The following is a 17150-nucleotide window of genomic DNA, read 5'->3' on the forward strand; positions in this document are numbered from 1 at the left end:
ACAACGACAACGACAACGACAACGACAACGACAGCGTACCCGGGATCTCGGTCATCACATCAGTTCTGATCGCACCCATGTGCCGCCATCGGGTGGACAAGCGCAGCGTAGCGCAGTCCACCAGTAGCTAGCCCCGCGAACCGCGGTCGATTTCGCTGACGCGCGTGCACCCGACCGGCCGAAACTGGGATCGAGGCCCGGTACGCAGGTTCGCAAGACCCTGACTCTGCCCCGGGAAGATGGGGGTCGCCCCCGACCTGTGCAAACCCGGACCGGCAGGTCTGGACGACAGATCGACACGACCGCCCCGCGCCTTGTTGCCCGCCGCTATGCCCCAATGTTTTGGTAGGAAGTTCCAGTGCGGCGGCCCGCCCCCCGGCCGGCAACCCACCCACAGAAAACGAGGCACCCAAGATGACCATCAATACCTCCGCCCTACTGACCGCCGGCCTGCTGGCGGGCCTGCTGCTGGCTGGCTCACTGATCCCGGTCCACGCGGGTGACGTCGACGCACAGGGGAACCAGGGGACCCGCATCGGGTCCGTCTCAGCGACGCACCAGGCGCCGACCGCACCCGGCGCGGCCTTCACGGGCGATCACTGATCTTCTCCTGGAACCCCGGCGGCCCCTCCGATGCCGGTACCGCCTACCTGCCGATCGCCATCGATGGCTTTCCCGAGCTGGTCCGGCGCCGGTTCGACATCATCAGTTGGGACCCACGGGGCATGGGGGGAGGCACCACCCCGGTGGTCCAGTGCTTCGACAGCGAGCAGGCGGAGCGCGACTTCGTCGACCAGACCTTCAGCGATCTCACGTCCATCCCGGTGTCCCCGTCGGAGCTGGCACAGTCGATCAGCGCCCGGACCAGGCTCAACCAACGGTGCGTCCGCCGGGACGGCCGGCTGATGGCGCACGTCTCCACCGCCGACAACGCACGCGACCTCGACCTGCTGCGGGCCGCGGTCGGCGAGGAGAAGATCAGCTATTACGGCACCTCCTACGGCACCTTCCTCGGGGCGACCTACATCAATATGTTTCCGCAGCGGGTCCGGACGGCCGTCCTGGACGGCGCCGTCTCGCCCCGGGCCTGGGCCGGCACCGACCGCGACGCGGGGTCACTGACCACCTTCCTGCGGATCGGCTCGGACCACGGCGCCGCGGACACCGTGAAGGCCTTCATGCGCGAGTGCGGCCGGGTCGGCGCGGCCGGCTGCGCCTTTGCGGACCGCTCGCCCGCGGCGACCCGCGATAAATGGGACAAGCTGCTGGCGCGCCTCGCCGCCCGCCCCGTGACGCTCGATGGTCAAAGCGTCGATGCCCGCTCGCTGCTCGCCTATGTCCAGGGCGCGCTCGACACCACGCGCCCGGTGCCCGGCTTCGAGCGTTTCCCCGGCTATGTCGCCGTCGCGCAATTCGTGCAGCGGGTCTGGACGGCCGCGCAAGGCCGATCCGTCGCGAGCACCCAGCCGCCGGCCCCGGCATCCCTGACGCCCGCGACCGCGAGCACGAGCACCTACACTACGAGCCTGGGTCGGCAGGCCGCGGTGGTCTGTGGGGAGAGCCCCAACCCCGCGACGCCGCCGGGGTACGCGAACGCGGCCCGGGCGTCCTACCGGCGCGCCGGACCCAACATCTGGCCCTTCGCGGCCCTGTGCCGCGGCTGGTCGGTCAAGTCCGCCAACCGCTACCTGGGACCCTGGACCACCGCGGCCCTGCCGGTCCTCGTGATCGGCAACACCTTCGACCCCGCCACCCCCTACTCCAGTTCGGAGCGCATGGCCGCCGAGTTGGCCAACGGCCATCTGCTGAGCGTCGATGGCTTCGGGCACACGGTGCTGCTCAACCCCAACCGCTGTGCGCAGGACCATGTGGCGTCCTATCTGATCGACGGACTGCTGCCGCCTGCCGGCGCCCGGTGTGCGGCGGATGCTTCACCGTTCGCGCAGTAGCGGCGAATTGGCGGGGCTTTGAGGCGGGGTCGCGCGACGCTGCCTTGGTCAAAGCTCTGGTCGGCGGCGCGAAAGGTCCGCACAGCGGACCCTACGGGATGACGCCGCGCCCGTAGGGTCCGCTGCGCGGACCGCCGACCTCGCAACTCGCCCGATGGCCCAAGTTACGATCAAGGCCCGGGACCCCGCGGGTGGCGTCGCGCAACCTCATGGCATTTTCCATCGCGCCGGCGGGAGCGGCCTTAACGGTAACCTGACTTACGCGCGTCTTCTCTGCGTCTCTGCGCCTCTGCGCCTCTGCGTGAGATTCTTTAAGAGGTCTCACGCAGAGGCGCAGAGACGCAGAGGCCGTGACCCGCGACGCGATCCCGCAAGCGGCCGTGGCCTCCTCGCGGCTGAAGCCACTCCCACGGGGGATCGCTGCGCGGGCCGCAGATGAGGTAGCCGTAGGGTCCGCTGCGCGGACCGCTGCCGCCGGACACGGCGTCTATACTGTAGGCCTCGTTGTCGTTGTCGTTGTCGTTGTCGTTGTCGTTGTCGTTGTCGTTGTAGTAATCGTACTCGTAACCGGAGAAGCGATGCAATTCGGGGTGCGAGAGCATCCGCGGCACTACGATAACCTCGATGACGACAACGACAACGACGCAACAAGCGTTCTATAATAAACTTGCTTAACTTAGTGGTGAACCGTTCCGGAGCCAGTGCCATGAACCCCTTGTCACGTATCGACCCTGATGATCCCTACCCGGAGAGCGACGGAGCACCGCTGGCGGAGAACACGCGGCAGTTCGATTGGATCGTCAAGATCAAGGAGAACCTGGAGATCCTGTTCGCGGATCGCGAGGATGTCTTCGTCGCCGGGGACCTCTTCTGGTACCCGGTGCGGGATCGGCGGGTTATCGGCCCCATGGTGCCGGACGCCATGGTCGCCTTCGGCCGGCCCAAGGGCCCGCGCGGCTCTTACCGGCAGTGGGAGGAGGGCGGCATCGCGCCTCAAGTCGTGTTCGAGATCATGTCGCCGTCGAACAGTGCCAAGGAGATGCGTGACAAACTGGAGTTCTACGACGCCTACGGGGTCGAGGAATACTATGTCTACGACCCCGACCACAATCGGCTGGAGGTCTGGCTGCGTCAAGGGGGCGGCCTGCGGCAGATGGCGCACCTCAACGGCTGGACCAGCCCGCGGCTGGGGATCCGCTTTGCCGTGCGCCCGGGGACCCTGGAGGTCTTCGACCCGGCGGGGCGTCCCTTCCGCAGTCCGGTCGAACTGGCGCGGCAGGCCGAACAGGAGCGGCGGCGCGCGGAGCAGGCCGAAGAACACGCGGAGCAGGAGCGGCTGCGCGCGCAGCAGGAGCACCAGCGCGCCGAGCAGCTCGCGCAGCGGCTACGCGCACTCGGAATCGACCCGAACGATCTGCGCTGATCCTTAGCCGCGGCCCGGACCGGGAATTTCCAGGAGACCTTGCCGGTGCGGATGAGTTGGCGACCGGGCTCGCCGCGGCGCTTGGCGTAGCGCCGCATCTCGATCAGGTCGGAACTGACTCAGAAGCGCCAGGTTCCGGTGAGTTGGGGACCGCTGAAGGGTTCGGGACGGGGCGAATGCCCCGTCCCGCCTGCGGGTGTCACGACCAAGAGCACGCGCGGATCAGTGGCCGCCGCCCCGGCGCAATTGCTCTTCGATCTTGCTCAGATTGAAGGAACCCGGGGACTGGCTCGGCGGATAGTCCTGCATCGTCATGAGGAAGCGCGCGGCCATGGCCTGCACCGGGGCGACCACGAAGGGGCGCTCCAGGAACCAGTCGTTATAGGTGTTGGAGTTGTGCTGGGCCTTCTCGAAGGGGTCGCGGCGCAGGTTGAACAGCAGCGGGATGCGCAACTGCACGAAGGGCTCGCGCCAGACCCCGAAGGCCTCGCCGCGGTTTTCCAGAAAGACCGCCTTCCAGTCGTCATAACGGGCGGCGACGATCTGGCCGTCGTCGTTCACATACCAGAACTCGTGGCGCGGGGATTCCTTGGCCGTGCCGGTGAGGTAATCGAGCTGGTCGTAGCCGTCGATATAGTTGCGGTAGTGGCGGCCGTTGATATCGGTGCCGGCCATGAGCCTTTCTTTGATGTCCGGTGCACCGGCGACGGCGGCGAAGGTCGGCAGCCAGTCCTCGTGGGAGAGGATGCCGTTCAACGTCTTGTTGGCGGGGAAGTGGCCGGGCCAGCGCACGAAGGCGGGGACGCGGTAGGCGCCCTCCCAGTTGGAGTTCTTCTCGCTGCGGAAGGGGGTGGTGCCGGCATCGGGCCAGGTGTTGTAGTGCGGGCCGTTATCCGTGGAATACATGACGATGGTGTCGTTCGCCAACCCCAGGTCGTCGAGGGCCTTGAGTAGTTCCCCGACCTGGCCGTCGTGCTCGACCATGCCGTCGCTGTATTCATCCTGTCCGGACTTGCCGCGGTTCTCTGCCTTGACGTGGGTGCGGAAGTGCATCCGGGTCCCGTTCCACCAGACGAAGAAGGGCTTGCCCGCCTTGGCCTGGCGGGTCATGAAATCGATGGCGGCGGCGAGGGTCTCGCCATCGATGGTCTCCATCCGCTTCTTGGTGAGCGGGCCGGTATCCTCGATCCGCTGCCCGCCCTGGCCGTCCGCCCAGGTATGCAGGACACCGCGCGGGCCGAATTTCTTGCGGAATTCCGGACTCTTTGGATAGTCCATATTCTCCGGCTCCTCCTCGGCATTGAGGTGATACAGGTTGCCGAGGAATTCGTCGAAACCGTGCATGGTCGGCAGGTGCTCGTCGCGGTCGCCCTGGTGATTCTTGCCGAATTGACCGGTGGCGTAGCCCTGCCCCTTGAGTACCGTCGCCATGGTCACGTCGGTCTTCTGCCAGCCTTCCTTGGCGCCCGGCAGGCCGACCTTGGTCATCCCGGAGCGCACCGGCACTGCGCCGCTGATGAAGGCGGCACGGCCCGCCGTGCAGCTTTGCTGCCCGTAATAGTCGGTGAAGCCCAGGCCCTCATCGGCGATGCGGTCGATATTGGGCGTCTGGTAGCCCATCATGCCGCGGCTGTTGTGGCTGATGTTCCAGGTGCCGATATCGTCGCCTCAGATGACCAGGATGTTGGGCTTGTCGGCGGCGCCCGCGGGGCCCGCGAGGCCGAGCGCGGCGCCGAGTGTCGCCAGGGTCAGGGCCAGCGCGGCCAGGGCGCGGCGGCGGCCCGGGGGGACCCGCGGGGCGGCTGAGTCGATGGGTGTCGGTGTCATCTTCAGTGGTCCTCTGTTGCGCTTGAAGGGGGTGTGATCAAAAAGGTCATGCGGCTGGATGGCACAGGAAGCGGGCCGCCGCCGCTTACGCCGCCCGGGGCTAAGCGTCGCGCCCGGCCAGTTGCGCCTGAAGCAGGGCCAGCGCCTGCTCCGCCTGCTCGGCCCGCCGCTCGGCCTCGTCGCGGGCCTGCTCCGCCTCCTGCGCCCGCTCCTCGGCCGCGCGCCAGCCGGGGAAGACGAAGGCGGCATAGACCGGGTCATCGCGCAGGGTCGCGTGCTCGGGTCGACGGCAGAGGTCGGCGAGCCGGAACTGAAAGCCCGGCAACACCCGCGAGCGGATCACACCGTCGGCGGGCGCAATCGGTGCATAGAGCCCGTCAGCGGCGCGGGCGAAGAAGGCCTGCTGCTCGGGCGTGCGGTGCAGGATGTAATACTCGGGCACGCCGCCCGCAGCGTACTCCGCCTTCTTGACCAGGGTGTCGCGCAGGATGTCGCGGCGCTCCAAGTCCGACAGTGCCTCCACACAGAGGTCAAAGACGCCATGGTAGGAGGCATCGAGCGGCAGGAGCGGCTGGGGGTTGTCGTTGCACACCACGCCGAAGTCGGGCTTGCGGATGACGGTACCGGTCGGCAGCGGCAGCCGGAAGCCCATCTCCAAGGCCACCATCTTCGCGATCGGTCGCGCGGTCAGAAAGTGCTCCAGCAGCAGCATGAACCACTTGTAGACAAGGAAGGTCTCATAGTCGGACACCGGTTTCTCCTCCATGCGACCATTGTTCCATTCGTAGTGGATGTCGGAGTCGAGGTAGTAGGTGCGCCAATACTCGGCCTCCGAGACGCGGCGGCCAGCCTGGGAGGGGGGCGCCAGGCACTCCGGTTCAGGTCGCGTGCGGCGCGGCTCGGCCAGGGCGGTTTCAGGCATGGGGGTCACCAAGGGCAGTTGGGGTCCTGGGGTAAATCCTAGCACGGGCGCGGCAGGGCTGCTGACTGTGGGCCTGAAGCTGAAGCTGACCGTGGTGCGCGGGGGCCTCGACCGCCTGCTGGTTTTCTTTAGTCGACTGGAATCGCGGTCAGGACCGTGGCAGCGGATTGCCCCTGCTCATCGACGACGCGCACCACAAACCGGCCCGGCCGCCCCGGCCAGAATACCGTATTGCCCTCGCCCACGAAGCTGTCATCGACAAACCAGAACAGGCGATGGCGGCCGCCGTCGCTGACGCCGGAGAATTCAATGCGGCTGTTGCCATCGGCGCGGAGCGGATAACTCATGCCGACCAGCGGCGAGACGATGGTGGGCGGATGCGCCCCCGCGTCTGCGCCGGCCAAGTCCCCGCACGGCCGTTCAAAGGGCGGCGGCGCGGCGCGGCGCACACCGGCCAGCCGAAACAGCTCCAGCACGTCGCTATCCCAGAACTCCGCGACCTGCGCCTCGCTGCCCCCTTCCTCGCCCCGGCACCGCCGCAGCCCGTTGCTTGGGTTGATGAAGACCTGCCGATGGACGGTGCAGGTCGCAATCGGCGAGACGCCGGGGATGATCCAGCCGGTCTTGCCATGCGGACACCAGGGCGAGCGCAAGGCGCCGGACACTGGGCAAATCTCCACCGCCTTCAAACGGCGGACCAGGAAGGCGGCCGGCGGCAGCAGCAGTTGGGGGGCGCCCCGCGGGCCGCCCCCGTCGTCCGTATGCAACCAACGCAAGGCCCGATAGTCCCCGCCATTCGCCAGCAACCCATACAGTCCAATCAACTCCTCCATGGACGCCTCCGCCCCACCGAGCGCCAAGGTCAGACCATAGAACGCCTCCTCCTTGGCCGGCCTGAGCCCGGCCAGCCGCAAGAACTGATACAGCGTCGGCCGGCGCAATTGCGCCGCCAGGGCGACGGCCGGAATATTGCGGCTGCGTACCAAGGCCGCGGTGGCGGACAGGGGGCCGAGATAATTGCCCTCAAAAGTTTCCGGCTGGTAGCCGCCCGTCCGCAGCACGGTATCCTTCAGCAAGGTATCCGGTGTGATGAGGCCCTGACCGATCGCCAGCGCATAAACAAAGGGCTTCAGGGTGGAACCGGGCGAACGCCGGGCCTTCAGGCCATTGACAAAACCCTGGATGCGACGGTCCAAATAGCCGGCCGAACCCACATAGGCCAAGACCTCCATGCGCGGGGCCCGGACTACCATCGCCGCCGCATTCCTGATCCCCTGCGCCTGGTGTTGGCGGACAAAGCTGTTCAGCAATTCCTCGGCGAGTGCCTGCACCGTCGGGTCTAAGGTCGAGGCCAGGCCCTCCCCGCCGCGCCCGCAGACCCGCTCGGCGAAATGCGGCGCACGCAATGGTAAATCCTCCCGGCGTCGAAACCCCAGGCGCTCAAAACCAGGGTCTGCGCCATAGGCGACCCGCCAAGCCGCTTGCAAGGCCCGTTTACCGGCCGGACTGACGGGGGCTCGCGAGCGGGGATCTTGCGGAATCAACACCAAGGCGCGGGCCTCGTCGGGGGACAGCTCGGCCACGGGTTTATGGAAATAGACCCAGGCCGCCGCCCCGACCCCCTCGATATTCGCGCCGTAGGGCGCGATATTGAGATAGGCCTCCAGCAATTCATCCTTGGAAAAATGCCGCTCCAACCACAGGGCATAGCCGATCTGGCGCAGTTTTCCGGGCAGGGTATGGGTGATGAGCCGAAAGCGCTGGCGCGCCAATTGCGTCGTCAGCGTGGATGCGCCCTGCCGGCGGCCAGGCGCCGTGACACTGCTTCATGCCGCCCGCACCAAGGCGAATGGATTGACCCCCGGGTGGCGGTAAAACCAACGATCCTCATACCGGAGCGTCGCTTGCTGCAATTTGAGCGGCAGCGCTTCCAGCGGCATCCACAGGCGGAATTTCTCATCTCCGGTCAAGCTCAGACGCAACAACTTGCCGGCACGGTCGATGACGGCGCAGGAGGCATTCGACCGGTTGACCAGCGGTCTTCCTGTACGTCGATATACTCGGGCTGCCACAGGGGTTTGGCGGCGATGTCCAATGACTTGCGCGCACCCAGGCCCTCTTCGCTCAAATCGATCTCAAAGCCGCCGGGCAGCAGCATCACCACCGCGATATCGTTCACCGGCTGGTCCGGGTGCAGCCCCAGGCGGATATGCAGCTTATCCGTTAATGCCAGTTCAGTGGTCGGCTCGCCTTTTTCGTTCAGTACCCAGCGCTCGATCGTCAGCCCCTGGTTGATGGCGACGCGCGGCGGCGCCTTGTCATAGCCGCGTTCGGTCACCTGATAATAGAGATTCCACACCCCGGACCCGCGCACCTGCAGCGGACTCATCGCCTGCTCCAGCAAGGCCCGCTTGACGGTCTGCCCGTGCAGCGGCAAGGGCGCCAAGGGTTGGCCGGCGAGCACCTCGAAGCCGGTGCCGTCGTCCTGCGCAAAGCGGCTCCAGAGGCTTCCCAAGTGGTCACGAGCTTGTCTCAGCCTTTCGAGCGGCGCCGCCAGATTGCCAAACCGCCGAAGCCGGCCCCGATCAGCAGCAGGGTGGATGGCTCGGGGACCGGCGCGCCCGGAGTATAGTCGTAGACATAATACATTTGCGCAGTACCGTCATAGCCGAATACCAAGTCATCTAAAGGAAGCGGAGTCTCATTCAAATCCAGTGGCGCAACGGACTGGTAGGTCGAGGTTGCCAAGCCAGCTAGGGTCAAGCCGATGTCGAACGGAGTGGTGCCCACAAAACGGCCGAAATTTGACGTTATCGTCGTAATGCCGGAATTACCTGTCGTACCATTGAGAGGACTCCACAAGCCGCCCGCGTAGTCATAGTCATAGTTCCAATTGTTAACCTTTTCAGACCCCGCAAGAGTCGCGACGGTTGTCCCCCGCCCCATTTCCGAAACCGCATCGAGGGTATTCGTGGCATTGTAGGTAATCGTCGAAACCTCCCCGAACGTGAACAGTTGTGCCGACCCACTGATATGCAGCACTACGTTCATGTTTACACTGTTCAGGGTTCCTAAAGTAGTGTCGAACGGCGTGACGGTGAATGCTGCCGTAGGAGACTTGTAACTATTGACGTTCTGGAATAAAACACCACTGTCGATGAAATCGGCAGACGCCGAGCCAGTCATTGCTGACACGAGCAGAACGCCCAGTATCAGTTTCTTGAAAAGTTTGCTTGCAGTCATGATATCACCCCTAATACGGATAGGAAATTCAACCATCGGCAATGGTTCAGTTTAATTTCTGTTTACAAGGTATCAAGGATAAGTCGTGGCTCGCTCTGCTCGCACGACTCATCCTTCTTAAGCCAATGCGAAATTTTCAGTTTTCTCACCGACCGGTTATTTCAAAGTTCTCCGTCAGCAATGAGCGCAGATCGCCCTGGTACTCGCCCGGGTTGCTGAAGAATTCCTCGCAGGCTTTGCGAAAATCATCAAATGATTCGTAATATCGGTTATACAGGATTTTTTTCTTAAAAAACTTCCATAGCCGCTCAATAAGATTCAAATTGGGGGCATAAGGAGGAAGAAAGACGAGCTTGATGCGGGAATCCTTTATGTATTCTTGAACGGCTTTTGAGCGGTAGTAGCGGGCGTTATCGCAAATGACGTAGATCCAAGTCGCGACGGCATAGACTTGTTCCATCTGCCGGAACAGGGCAATAGTCGACGTGGCATTAATGGTGTCATCGAAGCGCGTCACCGGCTCCAACCGCTCCAGATCGATCGCGCCGTTGATGTTGACACGCCGCCGTCCCGTGTTGGACTTCACCTCATGGTCCTCGCCGCGCTTGATCCAGCCGTACCCGGTGACCGGGTTGTGCTGCGGGTGAACCGCGTCCATAAAGCAGATGACGTCGTTTTCACCCTTGTTTTGCTTGAGCTTTTCGTACTCGACGAGAAACGCCTCCTGGGCCTTCGGGTCAGCCTTGCCGGGCACGAGCTTGGGGTTCTTGTAGACGAAACCGAGGCGATGCAGCAGTGCGGTCATCCCGCTGGCGGTGTAGGTGACCCCAAACTCCTCATCGACCCAGCGGCGACATCCTTGGCCGTCAGGTACAGATGCGCTTGGACATGAACATCCAGGGCCACCAGATCAGTGTCGGTGAGCGCGCAGGCGCTCCCCTGGTAGGCCATCTGCAACAACCCGGGCAGACCGGCCTGCTGATAGCGCCGAAAATGGTTGCGCACGGTGTTGGAGTCGATCAGCAGGACTTCGGCAACCTGCTCTGCCGGCCAGCCGCCCGCCAGCGACACGACCGCCTTGATGCTGTCGGCCTCGCGCTGATCGCGCGTACGCCGGTGGGCGGCACGCAACTCGGCGAGTTGTTCGGTGGAGAGGGTATAGTCGAGCATAGGGACGATAGTATATCAGCGTCAGCCGGTTGCGCTAGGGTCCTGAGCGAAAATCTCAGATGAGACGTGTATATAGTCGAGCGGGCCGTCGGGCGACTGGCTGAGCAGGAAGGCGTGCCTGGACACCAGCGCCGAGGTGACATTCACCACTGAACGCCCTGAGTCCTTCTCGAAACCTTCCCCGGCCAGAGTGATCTCGAAGACCGGCTCGTCGATCGCGGCCAGCGGCAGGTCGAAGCTCGCCACGCCTTGCGCGTCGGTGCTGGCCTCGCCCAGTTCCGCGGGGGCCTGCGGAATCCTGGCCTGCAGACTGCCGCGGAAGCGGTAGTCGGGAAATCCCGGCACCTGCCCCGACCAGGGGAACAACTCGACGCGATAGGTCCCGGTCTTGCCGGCTGAGGAACTGGCCCAGGCCATTTCCTCAAAACCGGCCTCGCCGAAGGCGATCGTCTGCCGCCACACCTCCTGGTCTTGCGGGTCGGTGATGACGGCCTGCAGCGGCAGGCCCGAAGGCAGCGCGGACCAGTCGCGCTTGCGCAGGATCAGGCCGATATGGGCGGTATCGCCGGGTCGGTAGATACCGCGATCCGAAAACAGGAAGGCACGCAGCGAATCCGGTGCGTCGCGCAGCCCATCGATGTCAAAGCGCGACAGGTCCAACAGCCGCTGGTCCCGCGCATAGGGCAGGAAGGACAGGTCGCCGTCCTTTTCGGCCAGATAGACCGAAGGCGCCTTCTCGTCCTTCAGGCCCAACACCGAGGGGAAGTGAATTTTTCCGCGAAATGCGCAATGGGTATTTTGAAGGAGGGATTCTGGAAATCGCCCCGGGTGAACTGGGCGAAGTGGTGCATATTGTGCGGCAGGACCCGTTGCAGCACGACCTGTACCTGATCCACGCCGCGCACTGCCACGCCCAGCTTTTTTGAACCGCTCAAGCTGAGCAAGGCGCCGTCGTGGAGGATCTTCAACTCACGCTCATTTTCCCCCAGGGTGAAGATCAGGTCCGGGCCCGCCGCCGAAGCGCCGTAAACCCAGCGGCCGGCGATGGCGGGGCTGATCGCCACGCCGGTTTTTGCCTCCTCGCCGGCCGCTGTCTTCTTCGCCGATTCTTTGAGATCGCGGCCTTGCAAGCAGACCTCCAGCTTGCCCTCGTTGATCTGCGCAGCCAGCCCGGTCACGGTCGGCAGTTTCGCCGGTTGCTCCTCGATCTTGTCCCAGGCGCTGCGCAGTAGCTCAAGGCCGACGGCTTGGGGAGATAGCCATCGCGCAGCGCCAGGCCCTGCAACGAGACGCCCACCCGCGTACCCGGCCGGAAGGTCTCGTCTCTCGGGGTGAATACCAGACGCGAGGGGTCTTGCCAGAGCCACTGGCCTTGCGACGTGCGGACGAATGACCGCCGGGCGGGGGCCGCCCGTCAGAACACGTCGCTCAGGGTGAGTGGTTGGGACCGGTTCAGGACCTCCAGCCGGACCTCGGACAGGCCCTTGCGGGTGAGTCCGATCTCGGCGGCGGCGGCGCGCGAGAGGTCGATGACACGGCCCCGGGCGAAGGGACCGCGGTCGTTGATGTGAACCACCACGCTGTCGCCGGAGCCGATATCCGTGACCCGCACCTCAGTACCGAGGGCGAGTGTGCGATGGGCGGCGCTGAAGCCGTTGCGGTCGTAGCGGGCGCCGCTGGCGGTCCGCCGCCCGTGGAAGCGGTCGGCGTAGTAGGAGGCCACACCGGCCTGGGATATCGCCGCCGGTTCTTGGTAGAGGCTCGCGCGGGCCTCGACTGAAGCGACGAGCATCGGTACCGCCAGCGCGGACATGATCAGGGTCTTTTTCATCACTGCCAACCATTTATCTGGACGGACCGGTCCCCTCCTGCCCGGGTGACGGGGGTGGGAAGGCGGTCGGTCGTTTGCTGATGGCCGGATACTAAGGGAATTCCCTGACGGAGGAAACCCCTCATTTGGGTGCACGGCTGCCGAGATATATCGATTTTATAGATATAGAAAAATGATAAATCACTTTTCAAGATTTCTGCAATCGCCATACTTTCGTCCCCAGAGGGTCGGCATCGGCACTGCCCCTGAGCCCCCCTGCCCACCCCATGTGACACCCGGAGGCCCCGTGAAGGCGACCAACCCTGTAAATCAACTGCAACTGACACCCCTGACCAGCCCGCTGGACGAGCGCCAGTTGGCGCGTCTGCAAACCGCCGTGGCGGACCTGTCGGCGCTCCAGGTGGCCTGGGTCAGCGGCTATCTGGCCGGTCTCGGCGGGCTGACGGTGGCCGCCAACCCGGTGGTCGCGCCGGCGCCCGAGCCGGGTCTTACCCTGACCATCCTCTACGGCTCCCAGACCGGTAACGCCCGTGCCGTGGCGGAGTCCCTGGCCGGGTTGGTCCGTGCGCGGGGTGCCGAGCCGCGGCTGGTGTCGATGGCGGACTACCGCCCGCGCGACCTGGCCCGGGAGCGGCTGCTGCTGCTGGTGGTCAGCACCCAGGGCGAGGGCGAACCCCCGGAGAGCGCCCGCGAACTGCACGGCTTCCTGCACGGTCAACGTGCCCCGCGCCTGGACGGCCTGCGCTATGGGGTACTCGGCCTCGGGGATTCGAGCTACGAGCACTTCTGCAAGACGGCCAAGGATTTCGAGGGTCGCCTCAGGGCCCTGGGCGGCCAGCCCCTGCTCGACCCCCAGTATTGCGACCTGAACTTCCAGGCGGCGGCGAGCGCCTGGTCACAGCAGGCCCTGGAGCGGGCGGCGGAGCACCTGGGCCAGCGCGAGGCGCGGATCATCCAGATGCCCGGCACCCGGCCGGCCCCGTCCACCCCCCCGGACGCGGCCCTGTCACCGACCACCGAACCGCTGACCACCCGCCTGCTGGAGAACCGTCCACTCACCACGCAAGACGCCGTGGGCGAGGTCCGCCACCTGGCCTTCGCCATCGACCCCGCGGCCCTGCGCTACGCGCCCGGCGACGCGCTCGGCGTCTGGTTCCGCAATGACCCGGCCCTGGTGGACGCGGTGCTGGACGCGACCGGCCTCCCCGGCGACGCCGCCCTGACAATGGACGGCGCCGACTCCGACCTGCGCGAGGCGCTGAGCGGCCGCTTGGAACTAACCCAACTGCACCCGACGGTCGTCAAGGCCTGGGCCGGGCTGGTCGGCTCCGCGCCCCTGGCGGCCCTGTGCGAAGACCCCGCCCGGCTGCGCGACTATGCCGGCGGGCGCCAGTTCATCGACCTGCTCGCGGAGCACCCGGGCCGTCCCGACGCCGCCGCTTTGGCCGGGCTCCTGCATCCGCTGCGCCCGCGGCTCTATTCCATCGCCTCCAGCCAGGCGGAGTTTCCCGACGAGGTCCATCTGACGGTCGCACTGGTGAATTACCGGGTCGCGGGGCAGGAGCGCCTGGGCGGTGCCTCTGGCTTCCTGACCCGCCGCCTGGCCGAGGACGCGCCGGTGCGGGTCCAGTTGGGGGAGAACCAGTCCTTCCGGCTGCCGCGCGACGGGGCCGCCCCCGTGATCATGGTGGCGGCCGGCACCGGGGTGGCGCCCTTTCGCGCCTTCCTGCAGCAGCGCGCGGCCACCGGCGCGCGGGGGCGCAACTGGCTCCTGTTCGGTAACCGCAACTTTCGGCGTGACTTTCTCTACCAACTCGACTGGCAGGCGCACCGCAAGAGCGGGGTCTTGAGCCGCGTGAACGTCGCCTTCTCCCGCGACCAGGCGGACAAGCGCTATGTCCAGCACCGGCTGATCGAACAGGGCCGCGACCTCTACGCCTGGCTCCAGGAGGGCGCCCACCTCTATGTCTGCGGGTCCACCGCCATGGGCCGTGCGGTCCACGAGTCCCTGCTGGGGCTGATCGCGGCGCAGACCGGCGGCGACCGGGAGGACGCCGTGGAGCAACTCGACGGCCTGCGGCGCGACGGCCGTTACCAACGCGATCTTTACTGAAATTTCACCGGGAATTTATGAACGCACTGAGCACCCCCGTCGCCCCGCACGAGTTGAACAAGGCGCGCAGCAATTTCCTGCGCGGCACCCTGGCCGCGAGCCTGGCGGACGAGTTGACCGGCGCCCTGGCCCCGGGCGACGACCAGATCGGCAAGTTCCACGGCTTCTACCAACCGGACGACCGGGATCTGCGCGCCGACCGGCGCGACCGGCTGCTCGAGCCCGAGTACAGCTTCATGCTGCGGGCGCGCCTGCCCGGGGGCGTCTGCACCCCGGCCCAGTGGCTGACCATCGACCGCATCGGGCGCGAACTGGCCCAGGGCAGCGTGCGCCTGACCACCCGCCAGACCTTCCAGTACCACGGCATCCCCAAGGGCGACCTGCGCGGCGTCATCCAGGGCATGCACCAGGTGCTGCTCGACTCCATCGGCGGCTGCGGCGACCTCAACCGCAACGTCATGTGCAATCCCAACCCGGACCAGTCGGCCCTGCACGGCGAGGTCTACGCCTGGGCGCGGCGCATCAGTGAACACCTGCTGCCGCGCACCCGTGCCTATCACGAGTTGTGGCTCGACGGGGCGTGCGTGGCCGGCGGCGAGGAATCCGAGCCCCTGTACGGCGAGACCTATCTGCCGCGCAAGTTCAAGACCGCGGTAGCCGTCCCGCCCCACAACGACGTGGATGTCTACGCCAACGACCTGGGCTTCATCGCCATCGCGGACCCGGCCGACCCGGCGCGCCTGCTGGGCTTCAACGTCCTGGCCGGCGGCGGCATGGGCACCACGCACGGGGACAAATCCACCTTTCCGCGGCTCGCCGACGACCTGGGCTTCGTCGCGCCGGATCAGGTCCTGGCGGTGGCCGCGGCGGTGCTCACCACCCAGCGCGACTTCGGCGAGCGCGGCGACCGGGTCCATGCGCGGCTCAAATACACGGTGGAGCGGATGGGCAAGGGAGCCTTTCGGGCGGAGGTCGAGCGCCGCGCCGGGGGCCTCTTCGCCCCGCCGCGCCCGGTCGCCTTCACCGACCACGGCGACCGCTACGGCTGGACCCGGGGCCAGGATGGGCGTTGGCATCTGACCCTCTTCATCGAGAACGGCCGTCTGCGGGACCTGCCGGGGCGGACGCTGCTCAGCGGGCTGCGGGCCATTGCCCAGATCCATCACGGCGACTTTCGCATCACCCCCAACCAGAACCTGATCGTGGCCGGGGTCCCGGCCCGGCAGAAGAAGCGGATCGAGGCCCTGGCCCGGGACCACGGGCTCCTCGTGGACGGGCTCACGCCGGTCCGCCTGGGTGCCATGGCCTGCGTCGCCTTTCCCACCTGCCCCCAGGCGATGGCGGAGGCCGAGCGCTACCTGCCGGATCTCCTGACCCGCATCGAGGCCCTGGCGGCGCGCCACGCACTGGCGGGGCAGGAGATCGTGATCCGCATGACCGGCTGCCCCAACGGCTGCGCCCGCCCCTTCCTGGCCGAGATCGGCCTGGTCGGCAAGGGGCCGCGGACCTACAACCTGCTGCTCGGGGGCGACGGCAGCGGGACCCGGCTCAACAAGCTCTACCGGGACAACATCGCCGAGGCGGAGATCCTGGACACCCTGGACGGGCTCTTCGCGCGCTATGCCGCGCAGCGTGCGGCGGGGGAGCGCTTCGGTGACTTCGTGGTCCGCGCCGGGATCATCCGGCGCGTCGAGAATGCAGCGAGTGATTTCCATGACTGAACAAGCCATCCGCCAAGCCCCCTGGGGCGTACCCCCCAAGGGCCTCGCCACCCGCAGCGTCGGCCCGCGGACCCTGCGCACCGCGGCGACCCGGGCCGCGCCGGCCGCCGACCACCGTTTGAGCCCGCAATTCCTCGACCAGGCCAACGCCCGACTCGCCGGGCTCGATGCGCCGGGGCGCGTCGCCTGGGCGTGTGAGCACCTGCCGGGGACCCAGGTCCTGTCCTCCAGCTTCGGCGTCCAGGCCGCGGTGATGCTGCACCTGGTCAACCAGGTCATCCCCCGCCTGCCGGTGGTCCTGATCGACACCGGCTACCTGTTCCCGGAGACCTACCGCTTCATCGACGAGTTGGTGGAGCGGCTGGATCTCGATCTGCGGGTCTATCGCGCCGACCTCTCCCCCGCCTGGCTGGAGGCGCGCCACGGGCGCCTCTGGGAGGAGGGACTGACGGGCCTGGAGCACTACAACCGCATCCACAAGGTGGAGCCCATGGGGCGCGCCCTGCACGACTTGGGCGTCGGCACCTGGTTCGCCGGGCTGCGCCGGGTGCAGTCCGAAAGCCGCAAGGCAATCCCGGTGCTCCAGGTCAAGAACGACCGCTTCAAGGTCCATCCGGTCATCGACTGGACCGACCAGGACATCTACCGCTACCTCAAGCGCCACGACCTCCCTTATCACCCCCTGTGGGAACAGGGCTATGTCTCGATCGGCGACCGTCACTCCACGGTCCCGCTGTCACCGGGCATGTTGGAGGAGGACACCCGGTTTTGCGGCCTCAAGCGGGAGTGCGGGCTGCATCTGTCCTGGTGATCCTGCGGCGTCGCGTGCTTCCATAGCCGTTATCGTGAAAGTCGCGCAGCGACGCTGTGGGAGCGGCCTCCGGCCGCGACGAGGCCTCGCAAAATGCCGCAGCGTCGAAGGTTGCCGCGGCGTCGCATCGCGGCCGGAGG

Annotated in this window: 18 protein-coding genes and 1 pseudogene; 6 read left to right on the plus strand and 13 right to left on the minus strand. The window is 66.3% G+C overall.

The genetic code is table 11. The features are described 5' to 3' along the window. Window positions 1-414 precede the first annotated feature (414 nt). Entirely contained in the window at window positions 415-603 is a 189-nt protein-coding gene (locus QZY48_RS10120; protein ID WP_295430667.1) for a hypothetical protein, read from the plus strand. A 47-nt stretch (window positions 604-650) separates the two neighbouring features. Next, complete coding sequence (locus QZY48_RS10125) at window positions 651-1949, plus strand: alpha/beta hydrolase (protein ID WP_366929664.1); 1299 nt, start codon at window positions 651-653, stop codon at window positions 1947-1949. Window positions 1950-2260: 311 nt separating this feature from the next. Here QZY48_RS10125 and QZY48_RS10130 read toward each other — a convergent pair whose 3' ends face one another. Then, window positions 2261-2551 carry a hypothetical protein gene (locus tag QZY48_RS10130; protein ID WP_295430669.1) on the minus strand — a complete coding sequence of 97 codons (291 nt, stop codon included), beginning with the start codon at window positions 2549-2551 and terminating at the stop codon, window positions 2261-2263. A 104-nt stretch (window positions 2552-2655) separates the two neighbouring features. On the opposite strand from QZY48_RS10130, the gene QZY48_RS10135 reads away from it, so the two are divergent. Further along, window positions 2656-3372, plus strand: a complete 717-nt coding sequence (locus QZY48_RS10135) for a Uma2 family endonuclease (protein WP_295430671.1) — start codon at window positions 2656-2658, stop codon at window positions 3370-3372. 222 nt (window positions 3373-3594) lie between these two features. Here QZY48_RS10135 and QZY48_RS10140 read toward each other — a convergent pair whose 3' ends face one another. The 12 genes and pseudogenes from QZY48_RS10140 to QZY48_RS10195 form a co-directional block, all read right to left on the minus strand. Further along, window positions 3595-5031 (minus strand): arylsulfatase, encoded by a 1437-nt coding sequence (locus QZY48_RS10140; RefSeq protein WP_295430696.1) that lies wholly within the window; start codon window positions 5029-5031, stop codon window positions 3595-3597. Between the two features lie 9 nt (window positions 5032-5040). Next, window positions 5041-5199 carry a hypothetical protein gene (locus QZY48_RS10145; protein WP_295430672.1) on the minus strand — a complete coding sequence of 53 codons (159 nt, stop codon included), beginning with the start codon at window positions 5197-5199 and terminating at the stop codon, window positions 5041-5043. Between the two features lie 100 nt (window positions 5200-5299). Continuing rightward, window positions 5300-6121, minus strand: a complete 822-nt coding sequence (locus QZY48_RS10150) for a Uma2 family endonuclease (RefSeq protein ID WP_295430674.1) — start codon at window positions 6119-6121, stop codon at window positions 5300-5302. Window positions 6122-6249: 128 nt separating this feature from the next. Then, window positions 6250-7374, minus strand: a complete 1125-nt coding sequence (locus tag QZY48_RS10155) for a penicillin-binding transpeptidase domain-containing protein (protein WP_295430698.1) — start codon at window positions 7372-7374, stop codon at window positions 6250-6252. 261 nt (window positions 7375-7635) lie between these two features. Then, a pseudogene (locus QZY48_RS10160) lies at window positions 7636-8193 on the minus strand (transglycosylase domain-containing protein); the annotation flags it as partial. Next, complete coding sequence (locus QZY48_RS10165) at window positions 8094-8636, minus strand: hypothetical protein (protein ID WP_295430676.1); 543 nt, start codon at window positions 8634-8636, stop codon at window positions 8094-8096. The pseudogene QZY48_RS10160 and the gene QZY48_RS10165, both read right to left, overlap by 100 nt. Before the next feature lie 17 nt (window positions 8637-8653). After that, window positions 8654-9364 carry a choice-of-anchor E domain-containing protein gene (locus tag QZY48_RS10170; protein WP_295430678.1) on the minus strand — a complete coding sequence of 237 codons (711 nt, stop codon included), beginning with the start codon at window positions 9362-9364 and terminating at the stop codon, window positions 8654-8656. Between the two features lie 145 nt (window positions 9365-9509). Beyond that, window positions 9510-10169 (minus strand): IS630 family transposase, encoded by a 660-nt coding sequence (locus QZY48_RS10175; RefSeq protein WP_295430680.1) that lies wholly within the window; start codon window positions 10167-10169, stop codon window positions 9510-9512. After that, window positions 10166-10534, minus strand: a complete 369-nt coding sequence (locus QZY48_RS10180; protein ID WP_295430682.1) for a helix-turn-helix domain-containing protein — start codon at window positions 10532-10534, stop codon at window positions 10166-10168. Before QZY48_RS10180 ends, QZY48_RS10175 begins: the two co-directional genes overlap by 4 nt. Before the next feature lie 21 nt (window positions 10535-10555). After that, on the minus strand, window positions 10556-11290 hold the full coding sequence (locus tag QZY48_RS10185) for an MG2 domain-containing protein (protein WP_295430684.1): 735 nt from the start codon (window positions 11288-11290) through the stop codon (window positions 10556-10558). Then, on the minus strand, window positions 11278-11712 hold the full coding sequence (locus QZY48_RS10190; RefSeq protein WP_295430685.1) for a hypothetical protein: 435 nt from the start codon (window positions 11710-11712) through the stop codon (window positions 11278-11280). Before QZY48_RS10190 ends, QZY48_RS10185 begins: the two co-directional genes overlap by 13 nt. Before the next feature lie 236 nt (window positions 11713-11948). Then, complete coding sequence (locus QZY48_RS10195) at window positions 11949-12365, minus strand: septal ring lytic transglycosylase RlpA family protein (RefSeq protein WP_295430687.1); 417 nt, start codon at window positions 12363-12365, stop codon at window positions 11949-11951. Between the two features lie 286 nt (window positions 12366-12651). Here QZY48_RS10195 and QZY48_RS10200 point away from each other — a divergent pair, with 286 nt between their 5' ends. Genes QZY48_RS10200 through QZY48_RS10210 form a run of 3 tightly spaced genes read left to right on the plus strand, consistent with a single transcriptional unit; the run spans window position 12652 to window position 17010 of the window. Further along, window positions 12652-14478 carry a flavodoxin domain-containing protein gene (locus tag QZY48_RS10200; protein ID WP_295430689.1) on the plus strand — a complete coding sequence of 609 codons (1827 nt, stop codon included), beginning with the start codon at window positions 12652-12654 and terminating at the stop codon, window positions 14476-14478. A 17-nt stretch (window positions 14479-14495) separates the two neighbouring features. Beyond that, window positions 14496-16199, plus strand: coding sequence for an assimilatory sulfite reductase (NADPH) hemoprotein subunit (gene cysI, locus QZY48_RS10205; protein ID WP_295430691.1), 1704 nt, complete (start codon window positions 14496-14498; stop codon window positions 16197-16199). After that, the gene (locus tag QZY48_RS10210) at window positions 16192-17010 is read left to right on the plus strand and encodes a phosphoadenylyl-sulfate reductase (protein ID WP_295430693.1); all 819 of its coding nucleotides are present in this window, start codon (window positions 16192-16194) and stop codon (window positions 17008-17010) included. The genes cysI and QZY48_RS10210 overlap by 8 nt, the downstream gene beginning before the upstream one ends. Window positions 17011-17150: the final 140 nt, after the last annotated feature.

Source organism: uncultured Thiodictyon sp. (genome assembly GCF_903828115.1).
Classification (GTDB): Bacteria; Pseudomonadota; Gammaproteobacteria; order Chromatiales; family Chromatiaceae; genus Thiodictyon.